Here is a 17,105-nt window from a genome sequence, read left to right as displayed (position 1 = left end):
AATACAAGCAGTTTGATAGAGGAAAGTAGAGGAGGGAAAATGAAGATAGCGATTTATCCCGGTTCCTTTGATCCGGTAACTTTCGGGCATCTGGATGTCATTGCCAGAAGTGCAAAAATGGTAGATAAATTAATTATTGCCGTTTTGATAAACAAAAATAAGTCGGCGTTGTTTTCCATGGAGGACCGTGTTAGAATGATTAGCGAATATGTCAAAGATGTGCCGAATGTGGAGGTGCATTCTTTTAGCGGACTGACTGTGGATTATGCCAAGAAGGTAGGAGCTACGATGATTGTACGTGGTCTCCGTGCGGTAACGGACTTTGAGTATGAACTGCAGCTGGCACAGACGAATAAGGTGATTGCCGAGGGAATTGATACCTTGTTTCTGGCAACGAATCTGAAGTATTCTTATCTGAGTTCCAGCATTGTAAAAGAGATTGCATCTTATAACGGTGACATTTCGGCTTTTGTACCCAAGATGGTGGAGATAGCCATGAAAGAAAAATACGGATTTTAAGTAGGCGGAGGGAATATGAGCAGAATAGAGCAATTGATTGGGGAAATTGAAGAGTACATTGACAGCTGTAAGTTTCAGCCCTTGTCTAATAGTAAGATTATCGTGAATAAAGAAGAGATGGAAGAACTTCTGGTGGAATTACGGTTAAGAGTTCCGGAGGAAATCAAGAAATATCAGAAGATTATTTCTCAACAGGATGCGATTTTATCCGATGCCAAGGTGCAGGCGGAGTCTATGCTAAGTGATGCGAAAGCGCAGACGGAAGAAATGGTTTCCGACAGTGAAATTATGCAGCAGGCTTATGCGAAGGCCAATGCGCTGGTGCAGGATGCACAGAACCAGGCGGACAGCATTGTAAACAATGCCGTAGCGGATGCAGATCAAATTCGATCCAATGCCATCCGGTATACGGATGAAATGCTCGCAAGCTTGGAAACGATTATATCCCGTTCTTTGGAGAATGCCAGCCTTCATCTGAATGAGTTAAAGTCTTCTTTGGGAGATTCCAAGAGTATAGTACAGTCCAATAGAGAAGCTCTTGCAAAGGCAATTCCACAGAATAAGCCTGCAGAGCAGAACTAAGGCCCGGAAAGAACTTAGCGCCGGGATTTGCGGAAAAGCTGAAAATTTTTGTAGATTTATTTCTGTATGACATTGACAGAAGAGCAGAGAAAGATTATAATCCTTCACTAGCGGCTTGTGAGGTAAAAGACATGATTCGCTAGTGTAGGAACTTTAAGGATGAACCGGGATTCATTTTTGGAGGAAAGAATAGATTTTAAGAATCTATCAGATAGCGATGCGTGGCTCAGCTTGGTAGAGCGCTGCGTTCGGGACGCAGAGGTCGCTGGTTCGAATCCAGTCGCATCGACTTCGAAAAGCAGGAGGTGTATGACATCTCCTGCTTTTTCGCTATAGTTGGGATGCTTGTTTGTAGAGGGGAAAGTAAGGATATGGGAAGAGAAAATTTTAAGTCAAGGATCGGTTTTATCCTGGTCAGTGCCGGCTGTGCCATCGGTATCGGAAACGTCTGGAAGTTTCCTTATTTGGTCGGACAGAATGGAGGCGGCATTTTTGTACTCTTTTATCTGCTTTTTCTTTTAACTATGGGGCTTCCCATTCTTACCATGGAACTTGCGGTAGGAAGAGCCAGTAGAAAATCTGTGGTACAGGCGTATAAAAAGTTGGAGCCGGAAGGCACAAAGTGGCATATTCACGGCTATGTTTGTATTTTCGGTTGCTATCTCTTGATGATGTACTACACAACGGTATCCGGTTGGATGCTCTCTTATTTTTTCAAATTTCTTTTTAACAGCTTTGGGAACATTGAACAGAGTCAAGTAGAAGGAATTTTTACTACGATGCTCAGTCGTCCTGAAGAAATGACACTTTGTATGGGAATCACGGTTATCGGCGGTTTTATGATTTGCTCCTTAGGCTTACAGAAGGGCCTCGAGAAGGTGACTACCGTTATGATGAGTGCCTTATTTATCCTTATAGTACTCCTTGCCGTACATAGTCTTCTTTTACCCGGTGCCCTGGAAGGCGCGAAGTTCTACCTTCTTCCAAATGTGGAAAAGGTAAAGGAAATCGGGTTATTTCATGTCATTTCCTCTGCAATGAATCAGGCATTTTTCACCTTGTCTCTCGGTGTTGCGGCAATGGAGATTTTCGGTTCTTATATGTCTGATGACTATACCTTGGTCAGTGAAGGGGTGAAGATTTGTGCCTTGGATACCTTTGTGGCGATTATTTCGGGACTCATTATTTTCCCGGCCTGCTTCAGCTTCGGTGTGGAGCCGAATGCCGGCCCGCCCCTTATTTTCTTTACTTTACCGAAGGTTTTCATGCATATGCAGTTCGGTAGAGTTTGGGGAGCTCTTTTCTTCCTCTTTATGACTTTTGCAAGCTTCTCCACGGTTATTGCCGTTTTTGAGAATCTGATTTCCACCAGTATGGACAATTTTCATTGGGACAGAAAAAAAGCGGTCATTGTGAACTGCATTTTTATTTTTGTAATGAGCATTCCTTGTATTTTAGGGTATAATTTATGGCAGGATTTAAAGCTTATCGGCGGAAGGGATGTACTGGATTCGGAAGATTTTATTGTAAGTAATCTGATTCTCCCTATCGGATCTCTCATTTATCTTCTTTTCTGTGTAAGTAAGATGGGATTCGGTTTTGACCGGTACATCGAAGAATGTAATAAGGGAGAAGGCATCAAGATGTCCAAGGCTTTTAAGCCGTATTTCGTGGTTGTACTACCGATTTTGATTCTGATTTTGCTGCTGCAAGGCTTGCGTTAATCGTCTTTCGAAGACGGGATAGGAGTCTTATGACGATACGGGAAGAAATGGAGGAATTGGAGAAGAGGACACTCTCCCCTTATGCTTTTTTAAGCATGAATTCTATGGGGAGGGATTATCCGGAAGAGGAGGATGATATTCGGACCATTTTCCAAAGAGACCGGGATAGAATTCTGCATTCGAAGGCCTTTCGTCGCCTGAAGCATAAGACACAGGTCTTTATTCAACCTGAGGGAGATCACTATAGAACGAGACTCACGCATACCCTGGAAGTGAGTCAGATTGCAAGAAGCATTGCCAAGGCTCTTCGTTTAAATGAGGATTTAACCGAGGCGATTGCACTTGGCCATGACCTTGGTCATACGCCTTACGGACATGCGGGAGAAAGAGCCTTGAATCAGATTTGTTCCTTTGGATTTTCCCATGTGGAACAGAGTGTCCGTGTTGTAGAAGTACTGGAAAAAAACGGAAGGGGTTTAAATTTATCGAAAGAAGTGCGGGACGGGATTCTGAATCACAGAAGTTCGGGACATCCGAAGACTTTGGAGGCGCAGGCCGTACGATTGTCCGATAAGATTGCTTACTTGAATCATGATGTGGATGACAGCATAAGAGGCGGAATTATTACGGAGGAAGATTTACCGGAAGAGTTTCGCTCCGTTCTCGGAAGAAGTGTAAAGGAAAGGATTGATACTCTGATTCGTTCTGTCATCTTTTCCTCTATCGGAAAAGACAGTTTAAGAATGGATCCCGTAGTGGGTGAGGCCATGCAGGGGCTGAGGAAGTGGATGTTCAACCATGTTTACAAGAAAAGTGAAGCAAAGGAAGAAGAATGGAAGGTGGAAGGCATGCTTCGTCTTCTCTTTACATTTTACATGGAGCATCCGGAGACTTTGACGGAGGAATATCGTTTCCTCTTTGCAAAGAGCTTGGAAGACAAGAGTGTTTCGGAAAAAGAGCATTTAGAGAGAGTCGTTTGTGACTATATCTCCGGGATGACGGACGAATATTGTAATCATAAATTTATGGAGTATTATGTGCCGAAGGCCTGGGCTAAAGACTAAAAGGAGCTTTCATGTACTACGGAGAGGATATTGTCGAGGAAGTTCGCCAAAAAACGGATATTGTAGACCTGGTTGGGCAATATGTTAAGCTAAAGAAAAAGGGATCGAGCTATTTCGGTCTCTGTCCTTTTCATGGGGAGAAAACGGCTTCCTTTTCGGTTTCTCCCGGAAAACAGATTTTTTATTGTTTCGGTTGCGGAAAAGCGGGAGACAGCATTCGTTTTCTGATGGAATATGAAAACCTAAGCTTTGTAGAGGCTCTGGAGGAGCTTGCAGAGCGTGCCAATGTCACACTTCCGAAGGAGGAAAAGAGAGACAAGGGAGAGGAAGACCTTCGTTATAAAATATTGGAAATCAATAAGCAGGCGGCACTTTTTTATGTGAAGCAGCTCAGAAGCGAAAAGGGAAAATCGGGACTGGCTTATTGTGCAAAGCGGAAGCTCAGCGGGGAAAGTATCACGCATTTCGGCTTAGGGTATGCCGGGAAGGAAAGAGACAGCCTATACCAATATTGCAAGTCTTTAGGCTTTAAGGACCAAGTTTTACAGGAGTCGGGTTTATTCAGCTTTAAGGAAGCCGGAGTTTACGATAAGTTTTTTAATCGACTGATGTTCCCGATTATGGATTTACACAATAGGGTTATCGGTTTTGGAGGAAGAGTCATGGGGGACGGAGAGCCCAAGTATTTAAATTCTCCGGAAACCAAGCTCTTTGATAAGTCCAGAAATCTCTTTGCCCTTAACTTTTCGAGGAAATCCCGTTCCGATTTTTTTATCCTCTGTGAAGGCTATATGGATGTGATTTCTCTTCATCAATGGGGATTTCCGGAGGCGGTAGCGGCTCTTGGAACAGCTTTCACGGAACAGCAGGCGGATCTTATGAAACGCTTTCATTCGCTTGTTTATCTCTGTTTTGACAGTGACGGAGCCGGGAAAAAGGCCTGTAAACGTGCTATTTCCATTCTACGGGAAAAGAACTTGGAGGGAAAAGTAATAAACCTTTTACCTTATAAGGATCCGGATGAGTTTTTGAAGGCGGAAGGAAAAGAAGCTTTTGAAAAACGAATGGAAGAAGCAAAAAATGCTTTTCTCTGGGAAGTGGAAGAGAAGAAAAACGAGTTTGTCCTCCATGACCCTGCAGGAATGCAGAAATATATGGAAAGTATCGCGGAGCTTTTAAGGACAGTTTTTTCGGATCCCGTTGAACGGGAAAATTACCTGAAGGCAGTTGCCAGAGAGCAGATGTTAAAGGCGGAAAATCTGCAGCATCTTGTGGACCAAAGAGAGGAAAAAATACAGCTTTCGTTCGGCTTTAAAAAAGCAACTGACGGAAAAGAAAAGAAGAGGGAAGAAAAATGGAATTCGCCTCTGGAGGAGGAGTTTCTTTCCGTTTTGATGCAGAGAAATGAATTTCTTCCCATCGCACGAAAATATGTAGAGGAAGAAGATTTTCAAGGTGATTTTGCCAAGGAAGTGTACGGAAAACTTTTATCCGGCACGGATGCAAAGTTGATTTTAGACAGTTATCGGAATGAAGAGGAGAAATATCAAAAACTGGCAAAGCTTTATCATGGAGACTTGTATCACATGGATTTGGAACGGGATGAGGAGAAGAAGCTCTTGTCGGACTACATACGTCAGCTGAAATTACAGAAAATCGAAGCAAAAATCAGGGAAGTGACGGATGCGGAAGGCCTTTCCCTCTGCTTTAAAGAACGGGATAAGTGGGAGCATTTTGTTTTCGGGTAAAGAATAGCACAGTTTTTTGGGGGAGGAGCTTTGAGTAAAAGAATAGAAAGACTGGTGGATTTATTTCCCGGAGCGACTTCCGTGGCGGATATAGGCTGTGACCATGGCTATAGCTCGATTCTTCTTGCAAAGAAAGGGAAGGCGGAGAAGATTATAGCCTGTGATATCGGAGAATCCCCCTTGGAAAGTGCCAAAAATAATATTCGAAAAGAGGGGCTTACGAATAAGATTCAGTGTCGCTTGGGAAATGGCTTAGAGCCCTTGAAATCCTATGAAGTGGAAGCCTTACTGATTTCCGGTATGGGCGGTCCTCTAATCATGGAAATAGTGGAGAAGAGAATAGATGAGTTTTCTCTAGCCGTATTTTCTCCTCAATCCGACTTTTCCAATTTTCGTCGATTTCTTGCGGAGAAAATGGAAGTTTTAAAAGAAGAATATCTGGAAGAAGGCGGGAAATTCTATCGTCTTTTTCTTGCGGGAAAGAAAGAAAACAAGGAAGAAACGGCGGCAAGAAGTTATGCGGAATGGGAATACGGTTGGATTCCTTTACAGAAAAAAGATCCCGTGTTAAGAGCTTTGCTGGAAAAAGAAAAGAGACAGTATGAGGAAATACTGGAGAAAAGGCAAGTGGAGGAAGTTCGGAATAAGCTTGCCGTAATAGATGAGGCTTTGGGATTTTATAGGGAGAATCATAATGGATAAAGAACAATTCATTCAATTTTTGGAGGACTTTGCTCCGAAAAATTTGGCGGAAGAGTGGGATAATGTAGGATTTCTTCTTGGGAAGAGAGAAGGAGAATTAAAACGGGTCTATATCTGCCTGGATGTGGACGCTTATTCGGTGGATACTGCGATAGAGGAGGGCTGTGACTTTATTCTGAGTCACCATCCCTTTATCTTTAAGGGAATGAAGTCCGTGACAGGAGAAAATGTTTCCGGAAAGAAAGTTATTTCTTTGATTGAAAACAGGATTTCCGTTTTTTCTATGCATACGAACTTTGACAGTGTAGAAAAGGGGATGGCGGACCTTCTTGCCGAGATTCTGGGATGGAAGAAGGAGGGGGTTATGGAGGAGGTTTGTGTGAGTTCTTCCGGAAAGGCGGAGGGAATCGGCTTTTTTACCCATTTGGAGAAAGAATGGTCCTGCAAAGAATTGGCAGAGTATGTGAAAGAAAAGTGCAAGCTTCCCTACATAGAGTATTTTGACGGCGGAAGAAAAATTCGAAAGCTGGCGGTTTGCCCCGGATCCGGAAGAAGCTTTCTTTCCACCTTACCTGTGGATGTAGATGCCTACATCAGTGGCGATTTTGGACATCATGATGCCATTGACAGTATGGAAAAGGGGCTTAGCCTAATTAATGCAGGGCATTACGGTCTGGAGCATTTCTTTGTGCCTTATATGCAGAGCTTAATTTGTCGACAATTCCCAGAGATAGAGATTGTTCAGGAGAAAACCCGTTTTCCGGGAAAGATACTTTAATGCTGTCCGGAAAATGAGCGGATATTTAGCATGGGAACAGCAGGAAATCGCTTTTACTGTAGGAAATATCAGGGAGGATAAGAGACAATCGAAGGAGTACGAAAGGAGAATACAGTATGCTTGTAACAGCAAAGGGAAAAACCGTTGAAATAGAAAAGGGGAGTCGCTTCCAAGATTTAGTGCCTTTTTTTCAGGAGCAGGAAGAGTATCCTCTTCTTTTGGCAAAGGTCGGAAGTCGTATTTTTGAATTGCATAAGAAGGTTCCGGAGGAAGATTTTACCGTAGAGTGGATTACCATTCGGGATCGGATTGGAATGCAAAGCTATCAGCGTTCCGCGGTTTTTATGCTGTTAAAGGCTTTTTTTCATCACTGCAAGGGGATTCCCGGCTTTAATGTAACGATAGATTATACTTTGGGAGGGGGCTTTTACGGCTATCTTTCCGGAGGGGTCAAAATTACGACAGACTTGCTCTCCAAGGTTAAGGCTACCATGGAGGAGTATGTTAAGGCGGAAATGCCGATTATGAAACGCAATATTTCGACAGGAGAAGCCAGGAAGCTGTTTCATGATCTAGGAATGACTTCCAAGGAGGAGCTTTTCCGTTTTCGTATGACCAGCCGTGTCAATATTTATTCTCTGGGGAATTTTCAGGATTATTTCTACGGCTACATGCTGTTGAATACCGCTTATGTGACCAAATTCGATTTATTCCCTTATGGAGACGGCTTTATCTTACTTCTGCCAAAAGAGGATAATCCCGGTGAACTGTCCGAGTTTCATCCGATGAATAAGCTGTATGAAGTACAAAAAACATCCTCCAACTGGGCTAAGGAGGTAGGAATTAAAAATATCGGCGAGTTAAACCGTAAGATTGTATCGGGGGATCCGGACTCTTTGATTCTCATGCAGGAGGCATTCTTTGAAAAACAAATCGGCAATATGGCGATGGAAATTGCCAAAAAGAATAAGCGATTGGTGTTGATTGCAGGACCTTCTTCTTCCGGAAAAACCAGCTTTGCCAAGCGTCTCGGCATTCAGCTTTCCGCATTGGGAAAGAAGCCGCATGCGATTTCCGTAGACAATTATTTTGTAGGAAGAGATCAGACTCCGAGAGATGAAGAAGGAAATTATGATTTTGAATCTATCCTGAATGTGGATTTACCTCTTTTCAACAAGGATATGAGGGCGCTTCTTTCGGGTGAGCGAGTAGAGCTTCCGAGGTTTAATTTTCTTACCGGAAAAAGAGAATATAAGGGTGATTTCCTAAGCTTGGGTGCGGATGACATTCTGGTCATTGAAGGAATTCATTGTTTAAACGATAAGATGTCCGAATCGCTTCCCGAGGACAGTAAGTATCGCATTTATATTTCCGCACTTACACCGATAAACATTGATGAGCATAACCGGATTCCGACAACCGATGTCAGACTTTTGCGCCGTATGGTACGAGACAATCGCACTCGCGGATATTCAGCGGAAAATACAATTTCGATGTGGAAGAGCGTAAGAAGAGGGGAGGATCAAAACATCTTCCCTTACCAGGAAAAGGCGGATGTCATGGTAAACTCCGCACTGATTTATGAACTTCCCGTTCTAAAGATTTTTGCAGAGCCGCTTTTATTTCAGATTGAAGAAGATAGCCCCTGTTACCAAGAGGCAAAGCGTCTTCTGAAATTTCTGGACTATGTTTTGGCCTTAAGCCCCGAGTCGATTCCGCATAATTCCATTTTAAGAGAATTCATCGGCGGCTCTTGCCTGCATGTAGGATAAAATCTGTATAAAGAGTCTGTGAAAAAATCAAAATAATAAAGTAATTTTTGCAATATAGGTCTGAATGCGGGGTAGTCTGAGCCCGTCGGTACTTGCGAAAAACAAGAGAAACGCAGTTTTTCGCTTAGTATCCGTAAGGACAGACTTTTCATCAGAAAAGTTGTTCTGTACGAGACCAACTTCCGAAGGAAGTTGCTTTGCGAAGCAAAGTGAGCAGAGGTTAACAAAACCACTGCTCAGTCAGGCGAAGCTAGCGAGAGCGTGCCCAAGTTCAGACCTATATTGCTTAGAAAATTATTTTGATTTTTTACAGCCCCTTCATTCTTCATTGTACCATTCCAGAAAGGAATGCTTCACTCCTTTCTCCTTCAAAGCTAAGATAGTTTGCTTGGAGACATTTTCCGTGGAACGGAATATATTTTTCTCGATAAAAGGATTCGTTTTTTTCAGCTCGGCAATCAATTTCTTTGTTTCCAGACGTTTGGAACTTGTGGTTCCGTCCGTATGGCAGGTGGAGCAGGTTTCCGTAAACTTGCAGGCACATTGAATAAAGTTCAATTGATTGTAATCTCGCCAATGCTTGATATCGTCTTCTCGCACATAGTATAGGGGACGAATCAGTTCCATGCCCGGAAAATTGGTGGAGTGGAGCTTCGGCATCATGGCCTGGAACTGTCCACTGTAAAGCATCCCCATGAGAACCGTTTCAATGACATCATCAAAATGGTGTCCCAGAGCAATTTTATTGCAGCCCAATTCTTTTGCCTTGGAATAGAGGTGTCCTCGCCTCATTCTTGCACAAACATAGCAGGGAGAAGATTCAATTCCAAAAACGGACTCAAAGATATCGCTTTCAAAAAAATGCAGGGGAATCCCAAGCAACTTCGCATTCCCCTCAATGATTTTTCGGTTGTATTCGTTGTATCCCGGATCCATGCACAGAAACTGTATTGTAAATGGAAATTTATTGTGTCTCTTCAGCTCTTGGAAGAGCTTGGCCATAATCATCGAGTCTTTTCCGCCGGAAATACAGATACAGAGATTGTCCCCTTCCTGAATCAGCTCAAAATCGTTGATGGCTTTAGCAAAGGGGGTGAAAATGGATTTTTTGAATTTTTTTCTCAGGCTTTTTTCAATCTCCTCCCGTCGTTCCTCTTCGGAAGCATACTTGATTTTCATGAGGATATACTGTCCGTAGCCGCCGCTTAAATTGGCTACCCGATAGCCTTTTTCCAAAAGCCTTTCTCCAAGTTCCCGAGAAATGGTGCCGTATTTACAGTAGAGCAAATAGGCCTTGGACGAATCCAAAATTGTATCATCCCGCAGTAAATCAGAAATGGCCATCCATTTGGCGTTATCGATATGCCCGAGCTGATACTCCGCTTCATCACGGAGATCAATCGGGATATAATTTTTATATTCTTCTTTTTCCCACTCTTCCGGGGATATTTCTCTTAAGTTTGTCATAGAATATCCTTGTTACGGTCTTGATTGCTTCGAATTAGACCCTGCATAGAAAAATAGAATTCTTTTCAAACAACAGGTACTTTTTTCGAAACAGAAAAATTGCAAACGAAGACAGTATAGCATACTTCGGGGATTCTATAAAAACATATTGCAGAATGTCTCGGGCTTCGTTATTCTAAGAGAACAAAAATCATGTAAAAGGAAAGGAAAAAGCTATGAATCCGATGGAAATGATGCAATTTGCAAAGGAACTGGATAATTTCAAAAAAAACCACCCGAAGGTGGCTAAGTTTTTGGCAATCGAGTTTGGAAAAGGACTTCCGGAGGGGAGTATCCTGGAATTGAAAATCACAAGGCCGGGACAAGAGGAAAAAGTTAGCAATATGCGGATTCTCCCGGAGGATCAAAGCTTTTTGAGCAAACTCATGCAGTCTTAAATTGCTGATCAAAATTATCTCATTTTGCTAAAAATTTTATTCTTCTAGTGCGCTAACTCGTTAATTTCTTTTTCTTCAGTCTTGGAGAAGAGAATCTTCTGTGTGTGGTACAGACCATAGTTTCCGGAGCAAAGATAGCTGACTGCTATCGCCAGAATAAAATAGGATGAAGCCTGAAATCCGAAAAGCTCGAAGCAAATGAGCAGAGTGGCAAGCGGACAGTTCGTTACGCTGCAAAAGACGGAAGCCATGCCGAGTGCTGCACAGAGTCCGGGATCCAGCGGTAAAAACAGTTGTAAAGCATTCCCCAAGGTGGCACCGATAAAGAGGGAGGGCACAATTTCTCCTCCCTGATAGCCACCACCCAGGGATACGGCAGTAAACAGGATTTTCAGAAGAAAAGCAAAGAAAAAGACTTTGTATCCTGAGTCTGTAATGGTTTTTACAATGATATCCATGCCGGTTCCGTTATAGTCGGTGCTTCCGACAAGGAGAGTGCCTACAATCAAAATCAGTCCGCAGACAAAGATGCGAAAATAGCTATTCTTAAAGTATTTTGTAAAAAGAGCCTTTGCCTTATGTGCTGAGAGCACAAAGAGAACACTGACCATGGAGGCCAGAATGGCTAAAAGGATGGTAGCCAGTGCGGACTTCCAATCTATCTCGGAAACGAGACTTAAATGAAGCTCCGGTTCAATCACGTGTACGACTTTTTCGGCAAAAAAATTGGCTACCAGGGCGGAGACGGTACAGGGAAGAAGTGCTATGTAATACATATGTCCTACAGTACAAATCTCCATTGCCAAAACGGAAGCGGCAAGCGGTGTTCCGAAGAGTCCTGAAAAGGCGGCACTCATGCCGCACATCATAATTCTGCGTCTGTCTTTTTCTTTGAGACGGAGAACCCTTCCGATTATGGACCCCATGGAGGAGCCAAGCTGTAATGCAGCTCCTTCACGTCCTACCGAAGCACCGAAAAGGTGTGAGAGAATGGTTGCCAAAATAATGAGGGGGGCCATATAGGATGGGAGATTTTCTCCGTTTTGTATGGATTCCAAAACCAAATTGGTTCCTTTGGGTTCTTTCACGGAACAAAGCCGATAGGAAAAAACAATCAGAATTCCGGCGAACGGGAGGAGGCCGATTAGCAAGGGGTGAAGACTTCTGATTTGGCTGACAATCTGAATTCCCTTTGCAAAGTAAGCGGCAACCGATCCCACGATGCCTCCCGTGAGTCCCCCGATGATAACCCACTTTATGCCGTTTCCATAGGTCAGTATGAGTCTCTTTTCCAGGTCTTTCATGCTTTACTTTCCTTTTCTGGCATTGATTGCCAGCTGTAAACAACCAAGGACGCCCTGGTTATCGTTGAGACTTGCAGGAACAATATAGTTGTCTAAATCAGCGAGTTCTTTTGTTTTTATATATCCATTTAACTGCTCTTTTACTTGTTTTCGAATGAGGGGGAAAAGTTGCATTTGATGCATTACTCCGCCACCTAAAATAATTCGCTCGGGACTCAGGGTAAGGATAATATTGCAAAGTGCCTGCCCGATATAGTAGGCCTCTATCTCCCAAACCAGAGGAATACCGGAGAGGCTATCCGCTTTCTTTCCGTAACGGGCTTCCATTGCCGGACCGGATGCCATGCCTTCAAAACAGTTTTTATGAAAGGGACAGATTCCCTGAAAATGATCTTTTTCATGCGGCACAAGAATCATATGTCCAAGTTCGGGATGAAGCATACCGTGAAGAAGCTTTCCGTTGCTCAATACTCCGCCGCCGATTCCGGTACCAATCGTTATGTATACGGCATTTTCGAGACCGCGACCGGAACCGAAGGATACTTCTCCCAGCAAAGAGCCGTTTACATCCGTATCAAAACCGGCAGGAACCGAGAGCGCTTTCTCAATTACCGGTAAAATAGGATAATTCTGCCATTTTACCTTAGGCGTACTGGTAATATATCCATAGGTCTCGGAGGACTTATCCAGGTCTATCGGTCCGAAGCAGGCTACACCAAGTGCAGCGATTCCCTTGTCCTTAAAGAAATCAATCACTCTGGGCATTGTTTCATCCGGGCTGCTTGTCGGGATAGATACTTGTTCCAGAATTTCTCCGTTTTCTTTACAAATAGCGCAAATCATTTTTGTTCCGCCTGCTTCCAAAGCACCATATACCATAGTTTTTACCTCATTTTCCTAAAAAATTATCAAGCTGCCTTTTTTCCCGTTGCATCTTCTCCGAGCAAGGCTGAATGAGAAGCTTTCGTGATATAGTGTATATAAGCGAATGAAAAAATGCAATCTCTGAAGCGGGACTTGAGAGAAGAAAAAAGAAACATCTTTTCCGTATTTTATTCCGCTTTTTAAGCTTGTTGAAGATTTTTTATTCGGGTATAATGAACAGGGTTGTGATGACAGGGATTTTGGAGGAGGGAGTAGGATGAAATCTGGTTCCGCTAGCGAGAAAAGTGCAGGAAAAGGGAAGGATGGAAGCGTTATGCCTAAAACGGAAACGGTTCGGTCGAAGAAAAAAACGCTATCCAAGACGCTTGAAAAGACTGTGAAAAAAACACGCCAAAAGATCGATAAAACGGAAGAAAAGCGTACTGCGGAGAAGGACTCCTTAAGCCTAAAAGAAAGAGCGGAAATCTCCTATCGGAATAGATTGAAGAAGCATTACGATGAAATGAAATGGCTTTATCATGAGCTGTATCACGGTGCGGATGAAGCTTTCCAATATCTTCTCGGTTTATTGGAAAAGTATGCTTTGAGTCGTGAAGAGGATTTGCTTATTCTGGATGAAGAAAGAATGGCAAAGCCGAACTGGTATAAAAATAACGAGCAAATAGGAACGCTCCTTTATGTAGATCATTTTGCGACCAATTTGCAGGGAGTGGAGAAAAACCTCTCTTACTTAAAAGAAAGCGGTTTCAATTATCTGCAGATTATGCCTATCTTGGAGAGCCCGAAAGGAAAATCGGACGGGGGATATGCCGTTTCGGATTATCGAAAGGTTCAACCGGAACTGGGGAGTATGGAAGATCTTCGTTCTTTGTCCAAGGCCTGTCATAAAGATGGAATGATTATCGGACTGGATTTTGTGATGAATCATACCTCTGAAGAACATGAATGGGCAAGGAGAGCAAGAGGGGGAGAAAAAGAATTCCAGGATCGCTTCTTTGTGTTTGACGATTGGGGTATTCCCAATGAATTTGAAAAGACGGTTCCCCAAGTCTTCCCGGAATCGGCGCCGGGAAATTTCACCTACTATGAGGATATGCATAAGGTAGTCATGACGACTTTCTATCCCTATCAGTGGGATTTGAATTATGCCAATTTCATGGTATTTAATGATATGCTGGAGACGGCGCTGTACTTTTGTAACCAAGGAACGGATGTATTCCGTCTGGATGCGGTTCCCTATATTTGGAAAAGGCTGGGAACCAATTGTCGCAACCTCCCCGAGGTGCATACTCTGGTTCGACTTTTCCGTATGGCCATAGAAATCGTAGCACCCGGTGTCCTTCTTTTAGGAGAAGTGGTTATGGAGCCGACTAAAGTAATGCCATATTTCGGAACGGATGAGAAACCCGAATGCCATCTTCTTTATAACGTTACCACCATGGCGACTACATGGCATACTCTTGCGACACAGGATACTCGACTTTTGCAACATCAACTTGGTCAGATTTTTACGCTCCCGAAAGACAAGATCTTTTTAAACTACCTTCGTTGTCATGATGACATCGGTTGGGGATTGGACTATGAATTTTTGGCACAGTTTGATATGGCTGAAGTTCCGCATAAGGCATTTTTAAATGCCTATTTCCGGGGCTTTGCAGACTTTTCCGAGGCAAGAGGAGAACTCTATAATGATGATCCGTTGAAAGGAGACGCCAGACTTTGCGGAACCACCGCATCTCTTTGTGGAATAGAGGCCGGTGTTAAGGAAGGAAATCAGGAGAAGATTGATGCCGCCATTCGTCTTGACCTGATGCTTCATGCTTTTCTACTCAGTCAGTCGGGTATTCCGGTATTGTATTCAGGGGATGAGATCGCCATGGAAAATGACTACAGCTACCATGATGATCCCTTAAAGCGACATGATTCCCGTTATTTGCACAGAGGTAATTTCCCTTGGGATAAGGCTGCTAAGCGAAAAAAGAAGGGAACGGTGGAAGAAAAGCTATATTCCGGTATTTTACGTTTGGAAGCCATGAGGAGAAAAAACAAAGCTTTTTCCGCCATGGCTGATACTTGGATTATTGATACGAAGAATATTCATGTTCTGGCTTTCGGTCGCTATTATGAGGGAGAAAAAATTCTCTGCTTCTACAATTTTTCTGTTTCTGATGAAATTGCTTATGTTTCCGAGGTGGAGGATTATGTCAATGTATTTACAAATGAGGGAATGAAGGCAAGAGATTTGCGAATTCCGTCTCATGACTTCCTTTGGTTAAAGACCAGTTTCTAAAAAGAAGGTGCGTTTTATGCGCATCATCCGTTATGCACAAGTTTTTTCGCCGGAAGAAGCTTCATTCTTCCGGCTCCGTTCATAACGAGTATCGTGCGCAAAGCGTGCGCTGTCTCGTTTATCCTCTATATCACAATTGTATCTCCATCCATCAACAGCAAAAATCTGATTTTATAGCAAGGAGCTTTCATGAAAAAAAAGGACGAAAAAGAAGAGAAAAAATCCATAAGTGAAGTAACGCAGGAAGGGAAGGAAGAATTGCTCAGTCCTCCGAAAAAAAGAAGAGGCAGGCCGAAGAAGGAAGAAATTCCGGAAAGTTCCGGGACAGAAACATCGGAACCTGCCGTAAAGGAAGAAAAGAAGAAAAAGAGAAGCGTAAAAAAAGCGGTAAAGGAATCTTCCTCGGAAGACCGTGCCCCGTCCGAGCTTCGCATAGTGGAGGACAATTCTCTATTTACAGCCTATAAAGAGACGCAGCCTGCCGATGCTCCGGAAGAACGGATAATGCCGGAAAAGACGGATGAACCGGTTAAAAAAGAGGGACCTCGTGATGCGGACGCGAAAGCTGTGCAAGGCATTCTGGAAATCATGTCGGAGGGCTACGGCTTTATTCGCTCGGAAAATTTCCTTCCCGGAGAGCAAGATGTTTATGTAAACAATCTTATGATACGCCGTTTTCACTTGAAGACGGGAGATATGCTTTACGGATATGCAAAGTCCAGAAATCCGCAGGAACGTTACAGCGCCTTGCTTTATATAGAAAAGGTAAACAATCTTCCGATTTCCGCGCTTTACGGAAGGCCTGATTTTGATAAGCTTACTCCGATTTTTCCGGATGAGCGAATTCCCATGGAAAGAGAAGGAAAGCGCGTATCCACATCACTCCGTGTCTTAGATCTTTTGGCGCCCATCGGAAAAGGGCAAAGGGGAATGATTGTCTCTCCGCCCAAGGCCGGAAAAACCACTTTGCTAAAGCAAATTGCTCAGTCTATTTTACAAAATGAACCGGATATGACCTTACTGATTCTTCTTATCGATGAAAGACCGGAAGAAGTAACGGATATGATGGAAGAGGTAGTAGGAGATAAGGTTCAGGTAATCTACTCCACCTTTGATGAATTACCGGAACATCATAAAAGAGTGGCGGAAATGACGATTGAGAGAGCGAAGAGGCTTGTGGAACAGGGGCAGGATGTATGCATTCTTCTGGACAGTATTACCAGACTTGCAAGAGCCTACAATTTGATTGTACCTTCCTCCGGTAAGATTCTTTCCGGCGGTATGGATTCTGCCGCACTTCATATGCCCAAGCGCTTTTTCGGGGCAGCCCGTAATATTCGTGAGGGAGGAAGCTTGACCATTCTTGCAACGGCACTTGTTGATACCGGATCCCGTATGGATGATGTCATTTATGAGGAGTTTAAGGGGACCGGAAATATGGAATTGGTATTGAATAGAGAGTTGCAGGAAAGAAGAATTTTTCCGGCAATTGACATTCAAAAGTCCGGAACAAGAAGGGATGATTTGCTTTTGAGCCCACTTGAGAAGGACGCGGCCGATTTTCTGCACAGAGAGCTTTCTTCCGATAAGAAAAATGCGGTGGAGGACACCCTTTCTCTCTTTGACAGAACCTTAAACAACATTAAACTATGCGAAACTTTGGTGCGTGGAAAAACCGTTACCGCCCCGGAAAGAATACCGGATCGCGATGAAAATGTGTTTGTCCGCGTAAATAAAAAGAATTTTTCAAATTAAATGTAACCTTTTTCTGTATTCTCTGTCTCTATAGATGTAGCGCCCTTTGAGGGAACTATAGAATGAGGGAGAGTAGGG

Annotated in this window: 14 protein-coding genes and 1 tRNA gene; 12 read left to right on the top strand and 3 right to left on the bottom strand. The window is 43.3% G+C overall.

What is annotated here, in order from left to right; all coding sequences use genetic code 11:
- The first annotated feature begins 39 nt into the window (after window positions 1-39).
- The 9 genes from coaD (at window position 40) to HMPREF9624_RS03035 (ending at window position 8,889) form a co-directional block, all read left to right on the top strand.
- Window positions 40-519: a pantetheine-phosphate adenylyltransferase gene (gene coaD / locus HMPREF9624_RS03075; protein WP_009536494.1), complete on the top strand. Its 480-nt coding sequence runs from the start codon at window positions 40-42 to the stop codon at window positions 517-519.
- Between the two features lie 15 nt (window positions 520-534).
- Complete coding sequence (locus tag HMPREF9624_RS03070) at window positions 535-1,101, top strand: HrpE/YscL family type III secretion apparatus protein (RefSeq protein WP_009429617.1); 567 nt, start codon at window positions 535-537, stop codon at window positions 1,099-1,101.
- Between the two features lie 215 nt (window positions 1,102-1,316).
- Window positions 1,317-1,390: transfer RNA gene (locus HMPREF9624_RS03065), tRNA-Pro, on the top strand.
- 82 nt (window positions 1,391-1,472) lie between these two features.
- The gene (locus HMPREF9624_RS11500) at window positions 1,473-2,825 is read left to right on the top strand and encodes a sodium-dependent transporter (RefSeq protein ID WP_009536493.1); all 1,353 of its coding nucleotides are present in this window, start codon (window positions 1,473-1,475) and stop codon (window positions 2,823-2,825) included.
- A gap of 29 nt (window positions 2,826-2,854) precedes the next feature.
- Window positions 2,855-3,889 carry a deoxyguanosinetriphosphate triphosphohydrolase gene (locus HMPREF9624_RS03055; protein ID WP_009536492.1) on the top strand — a complete coding sequence of 345 codons (1,035 nt, stop codon included), beginning with the start codon at window positions 2,855-2,857 and terminating at the stop codon, window positions 3,887-3,889.
- An 11-nt stretch (window positions 3,890-3,900) separates the two neighbouring features.
- The gene (dnaG, locus tag HMPREF9624_RS03050; RefSeq protein ID WP_009536491.1) at window positions 3,901-5,637 is read left to right on the top strand and encodes a DNA primase; all 1,737 of its coding nucleotides are present in this window, start codon (window positions 3,901-3,903) and stop codon (window positions 5,635-5,637) included.
- 30 nt (window positions 5,638-5,667) lie between these two features.
- Window positions 5,668-6,339 carry a tRNA (adenine(22)-N(1))-methyltransferase gene (locus HMPREF9624_RS03045; protein ID WP_009536490.1) on the top strand — a complete coding sequence of 224 codons (672 nt, stop codon included), beginning with the start codon at window positions 5,668-5,670 and terminating at the stop codon, window positions 6,337-6,339.
- Window positions 6,332-7,117 (top strand): Nif3-like dinuclear metal center hexameric protein, encoded by a 786-nt coding sequence (locus HMPREF9624_RS03040; protein WP_009536489.1) that lies wholly within the window; start codon window positions 6,332-6,334, stop codon window positions 7,115-7,117. The genes HMPREF9624_RS03045 and HMPREF9624_RS03040 overlap by 8 nt, the downstream gene beginning before the upstream one ends.
- 116 nt (window positions 7,118-7,233) lie before the next feature.
- Entirely contained in the window at window positions 7,234-8,889 is a 1,656-nt protein-coding gene (locus tag HMPREF9624_RS03035; protein WP_009536488.1) for a nucleoside kinase, read from the top strand.
- Window positions 8,890-9,207: 318 nt separating this feature from the next.
- Here the strand turns inward: HMPREF9624_RS03035 and HMPREF9624_RS03030 are convergent, their stop codons facing one another.
- A complete protein-coding gene (locus HMPREF9624_RS03030; protein WP_009536487.1) occupies window positions 9,208-10,356 on the bottom strand; it encodes an ATP-binding protein in 1,149 nt (382 codons plus the stop codon).
- 215 nt (window positions 10,357-10,571) lie between these two features.
- On the opposite strand from HMPREF9624_RS03030, the gene HMPREF9624_RS03025 reads away from it, so the two are divergent.
- A complete protein-coding gene (locus HMPREF9624_RS03025; protein ID WP_009536486.1) occupies window positions 10,572-10,793 on the top strand; it encodes a hypothetical protein in 222 nt (73 codons plus the stop codon).
- A 44-nt stretch (window positions 10,794-10,837) separates the two neighbouring features.
- On the opposite strand, the gene HMPREF9624_RS03020 is transcribed toward HMPREF9624_RS03025, so the two are convergent.
- Window positions 10,838-12,097 carry a chloride channel protein gene (locus tag HMPREF9624_RS03020; protein WP_009536485.1) on the bottom strand — a complete coding sequence of 420 codons (1,260 nt, stop codon included), beginning with the start codon at window positions 12,095-12,097 and terminating at the stop codon, window positions 10,838-10,840.
- A gap of 3 nt (window positions 12,098-12,100) precedes the next feature.
- The gene (locus HMPREF9624_RS03015; RefSeq protein WP_009536484.1) at window positions 12,101-12,976 is read right to left on the bottom strand and encodes an ROK family protein; all 876 of its coding nucleotides are present in this window, start codon (window positions 12,974-12,976) and stop codon (window positions 12,101-12,103) included.
- Between the two features lie 262 nt (window positions 12,977-13,238).
- Here HMPREF9624_RS03015 and HMPREF9624_RS03010 point away from each other — a divergent pair, with 262 nt between their 5' ends.
- Together HMPREF9624_RS03010 and rho are read left to right on the top strand one after the other, a co-directional pair.
- Window positions 13,239-15,272 (top strand): alpha-amylase family glycosyl hydrolase, encoded by a 2,034-nt coding sequence (locus HMPREF9624_RS03010; RefSeq protein ID WP_009536483.1) that lies wholly within the window; start codon window positions 13,239-13,241, stop codon window positions 15,270-15,272.
- A 189-nt stretch (window positions 15,273-15,461) separates the two neighbouring features.
- Window positions 15,462-17,027, top strand: coding sequence for a transcription termination factor Rho (gene rho / locus HMPREF9624_RS03005; RefSeq protein ID WP_009536482.1), 1,566 nt, complete (start codon window positions 15,462-15,464; stop codon window positions 17,025-17,027).
- The last annotated feature ends 78 nt before the right edge of the window (window positions 17,028-17,105 follow it).

It is taken from the genome of Oribacterium asaccharolyticum ACB7 (assembly GCF_000238075.1).
Classification (GTDB): Bacteria; Bacillota; Clostridia; order Lachnospirales; family Lachnospiraceae; genus Oribacterium; species Oribacterium asaccharolyticum.
This window is presented reverse-complemented; position numbering and strand designations above follow the sequence as displayed.